The sequence below is a fragment of the Actinomadura darangshiensis genome, from assembly GCF_004349235.1.
In the GTDB taxonomy this organism is placed as follows: domain Bacteria; phylum Actinomycetota; class Actinomycetes; order Streptosporangiales; family Streptosporangiaceae; genus Spirillospora; species Spirillospora darangshiensis.
Genome location: NZ_SMKY01000591.1, coordinates 1 through 1,959, shown reverse-complemented (window position 1 = coordinate 1,959; position 1,959 = coordinate 1). Strand labels below are relative to the sequence as shown.

The 1,959-nt window shown below is 70.2% G+C and carries 3 protein-coding genes; 2 read left to right on the top strand and 1 reads right to left on the bottom strand.

What is annotated here, in order from left to right:
• The coding region (locus tag E1293_RS46700; RefSeq protein ID WP_207939552.1) for an MFS transporter at positions 1-555 on the bottom strand (555 nt) is incomplete at its 3' end.
• A 119-nt stretch (positions 556-674) separates the two neighbouring features.
• Between E1293_RS46700 and E1293_RS46695 the strand changes: the two genes are divergently transcribed.
• Both E1293_RS46695 and E1293_RS46690 read left to right on the top strand, forming a co-directional pair.
• Positions 675-1,310: a TetR/AcrR family transcriptional regulator gene (locus tag E1293_RS46695; RefSeq protein WP_132206535.1), complete on the top strand. Its 636-nt coding sequence runs from the start codon at positions 675-677 to the stop codon at positions 1,308-1,310.
• A 120-nt stretch (positions 1,311-1,430) separates the two neighbouring features.
• Positions 1,431-1,959, top strand: a 529-nt coding sequence (locus E1293_RS46690; RefSeq protein ID WP_132206533.1) for a TerD family protein, incomplete at its 3' end; no start/stop codon positions are given.

Genomic DNA, 1,959 nt, shown 5'->3' with positions numbered 1-1,959 from the left:
GCGAAGGGTCAGCGCCATGCCGGCGATCCCGACGGGCAGGTTGATCAGGAAGATGCTGCGCCAGCCGAGCGTGGCCACGAGGACGCCGCCGAGCGTGGGGCCGAGCGCGATGGCCGAGGACACGATCGCCGACCACAGGCCGAGCACGCGTGCGCGGCGTCGTGGGTCGGGGAACGCCTGGATGAGCAGCGCCAGTGAGCTCGGCATGAACAGCGCGGCGCCGGCGCCCTGGACGAGCCTGGCCGTGATGAGCACCTCGATCGCCGGCGCGAGTGCGGCGGCCAGCGAGGCGGCGAAGAACACCGCCATGCCCCACAGGTAGACCTTGCGCGCCCCCAGCCGCCCGGCGAGGCCGCCCGCCAGCATCAGCAGTGCCGCGAAGGTCAGCACGTAGCCGTCCACCGCCCAGGTGAGCCGGCTCAGCGAAGTGCCCAGGCGATCTTGGATCGTCGCCCCCGCGATCTGCATCACGGTGGCGTCCACGCTGGCCATCACGAAGCCCGCGGCCAGCGCGATGATCTTCATGGCGGGGGAGCCCGTGTGTCCGGATGCCATGATCAGTCCCTCCGTTAAGCGGACCGGTCGCGTCCGCTTCGAGGACGCTAGCGCAAGCGGACGCGTGTTGTCCACTTAAAACGGAACGGAAGTGTCCGCTTACAGTTAGAATCGGGTTCATGGGGAGCACCAGGAGCGCCGTGGACCGGCTGCTGGACGACGGTTCCGGCCGCCGTCCCCGCGCCGACGCCCGGCGCAACGTGGAGCGGCTCGTCGAGGCGGCGCGGGAGGCGGCCGGCGAGGTCGGCGGCGAGGTCACCGCGCACGAGATCGCACGCCGCGCCGGGGTGGGCGTCGGGACGTTCTACCGGCGCGTCAGCACGCTGGAGGCGCTGCTCGAGGCGGTTCTGGCCGAGGTTCTCGGAGAGATCGTCGCCAAGGGCGACGAGGGCCTCGCCGACCCGGACCCCTGGCAGGGCTTCGCCGGTTTCGCGGCCTCCTACACCAGGCTCCGCAACGAGATGTGCGACATCACCGAAGTCCTGGGCGGCAGCATCGCGCACGCGCGCGTGGAGTTGAGGGAGCGGATCCGCCTGCTCGTCGAACGAGCTCAAGGTGCCGGGGCCATGCGCGCGGACATCACCTGGCAGGACGTCGCGTTTCTGCTCGTTTCCGTCTCCACCGGTGACCACACGGTGGGCCTGCATGCGGGCGAGCACCAATGGGACCGCAACCTCCGGATCGTCTTGGACGGCCTCCGCACTCCTGAGCCCGCCCCCCTTCCCGGCGCACCGCCCACCGAGTCGGGCGGCTGAACCCGCAAGGCATCGAACGGAACTCCCCGACCCTGTCGTGCGTCCTCCTCTCATGGCAGGTCGCGGGGCCTGTGCGACTGCCCGTAGGTTGGTGACATCTATCGATGATGAGGAGCGTTCATGTCGATGCAGAAGGGCGCCAACACCGCGGTGCCGGTTCCCTCGGTGCGGGTCGAGCTCGGCTGGCAAGGGGGCGCCGGCGTGCCCGACGCGGATGCCTCGGCGCTCCTGCTGACGGAGGCGGGCCGGGTGAGGTCCGACGAGGACTTCGTCTTCTACAACCAGCCTTCGCACGGATCCGGTGCCGTCAGGTACGACGGCAAGCAGCAGGGGCCGACCGTCTTGGACGTCCTGTCCGTCGACCTTGACCGTGTCGAGAGCGCGATCGACAGGATCGTCGTCGCGGCCTCCTCGGATGGGGGGACGTTCGGTCAACTCCAGGGGCTGTACGTACGGGTGGTGGACGCGGCCGCCGGGGCGGAGATCGCGCGGTTCGACAGCCAGGGAGCCACCACCGAGACGGCGTTCGTGCTAGGCGAGCTTTACCGCAGGCAGGGCAGCTGGAAGTTCCGGGCGGTCGGCCAGGGCTACGACTCGGGGCTCGCCGGTTTGGCCACGGACTTCGGCATCTCCGTGGACGACCCCGGCC